The sequence below is a fragment of the Aeromicrobium sp. PFPM2_SD2 genome (assembly GCF_057364525.1).
Map to the genome: position 1 here is coordinate 1 of NZ_JBNFNZ010000469.1, position 1881 is coordinate 1881.

The 1881-nt window shown below is 73.3% G+C and carries 2 protein-coding genes; both read right to left on the bottom strand.

Annotated elements, in window-relative coordinates:
• Positions 1-743, bottom strand: a 743-nt coding sequence (locus AC2W7G_RS15180) for a Y-family DNA polymerase (protein WP_485869173.1), incomplete at its 3' end; no start/stop codon positions are given.
• Positions 744-966: 223 nt separating this feature from the next.
• Complete coding sequence (gene map, locus AC2W7G_RS15185; RefSeq protein ID WP_485869174.1) at positions 967-1734, bottom strand: type I methionyl aminopeptidase; 768 nt, start codon at positions 1732-1734, stop codon at positions 967-969.
• Positions 1735-1881 lie beyond the last annotated feature (147 nt).

Here is a 1881-nt window from a genome sequence, read left to right on the forward strand (position 1 = left end):
GGGGCGCCCTGCAGGATGAAGACCCAGCGCCAGCCGCTCAGGTCGAACCACGAGACGTGGTCCAGGATCAGGCCGCCGGTGAACGAGCCCACGATCATGGCGATCGGCTGGGCCATGGCCACCAGGTCGGGCTCGTCGATCGCCGCCACCTGGCCGACCGTGCGCAGCCCGCGGGCGTTGAGCGCCTCCGCGGTGACCGGGCCGACGCCCCACAGCTTCTGCACCGGCAGCGCGTGCAGGAAGCGACGCTCGTCGTCGGGCTCGACCACGAGGAGCCCGTCGGGCTTGCCCGCGCCGCTGGCCACCTTGGCCAGGAACTTCGTGCGGGCGACGCCGACGGTGATCGGCAGGCCGACCTCGTCGCGCACCCGGCGGCGCAGCCCGGCGGCCACCTGCACGGCGGGCCCGCGCAGCCGGCGCAGCCCCGAGACGTCCAGGAACGCCTCGTCAATGCTGATGCCCTCGACGACCGGGGTGGTGTCGTGGAAGACGTCGAACACCCGCCGGCTGGCCTCGACGTAGGCCTCGAACCGCGGCGGCACGACGATGGCGTCGGGGCAGCGGTGCAGCGCGTGGCGGACGTTCATGGGCGTGGAGACGCCGTGCGCCTTGGCCTCGTAGCTGGCCGCGAGCACGACGCCGCCGCCCACGAGGACGGGACGTCCGCGCAGGGAGGGGTCGTCACGCTGCTCGACGGAGGCGTAGAACGAGTCGAGGTCGGCGTGGAGGATCGAGGGCTCCACCCCTCGATCGTCCCACCCGCCGGTGACAGCCCGGCTCCTCCGCGGGAGCGGTGACCTGGCAACCGAACGAAGTGGCTCCTCCGCGGGAGCGGTGACCTGGCAACCGATCGAGTCGGTGATTCGGTTGCTGGCTCACCGCTCTCGGGAGCGAAGGGTCGCTGGCTCACCGCCCCGGGGAGGGAAGGGTTGCGGGCTCACCGCTCCCGTGCGAAGGCGCGGCCCCTCAGTCGCGGGCGGTGAGGACGAGCGGGCCGTCCTCGGTGATGGCGATCGTGTGCTCGCTGTGCGCGCCCCGCGAGCCGTCCTGGCTGCGGATGGTCCAGCCGTCGGGGTCCATGACGATCTCGTCGGTGCCGGCCATGAGCCACGGCTCGATGGCGATGACCAGGCCCGGGCGCAGCTTCATGCCGCGGCCGGCGCGACCGTCGTTGGGCACGTGCGGGTCGCCGTGCATCGTGCGCCCGACGCCGTGGCCGCCGAACTGGGTGTTGACGGCGTAGCCGTCGGCGCGGCAGACGTCGCCGATCGCGGCGGAGATGTCGCCGAGCTTGTTGCCCGGCTGCGCCACGTCGATGGCGGCGGCGAGCGCGCGCTGGGTGGTGTCGATGATCGCGAGGTCCTCCTCGCGCGGGGTGCCGACGACGAAGCTGAGCGCCGAGTCGGCCACCCACCCGTCGACGGACGCGGCGAAGTCGACGCTGACCAGGTCGCCGTCGCGCAGCTTGTAGCTGTGCGGCAGACCGTGGAGCACCGCGTCGTTGACCGACGTGCACAGCACCTTGCCGAACGGCATCGCGCCGAAGGAGGGGTGGTAGTCGATGTAGCAGGACTCGGCCCCGGCCTCGCGGATCATCCGGTGCGCCTCGGCGTCCAGGTCGAGCAGGTCGACGCCCACGTCGGCGACCTCGGCGAGCCGGGACAGGACGCTGGCGACGAATCGGCCGGCCGGACGCATCTGGTCGACCTGGGCGGGGGTGAGGAGCTCGATCACGACGCCGAGCCTACTTCGCCGCCCCGAGCCGGTCAGGACGCGGCGGTCCCCACGAGGACGAGGTGCAGCGCGCCCAGCGACAGCAGCGTGCTGGCCGCGCAGGTCAGGGCCGCGGCCGGACCCCAGCACCGCGCCGCGCAGGTCGCC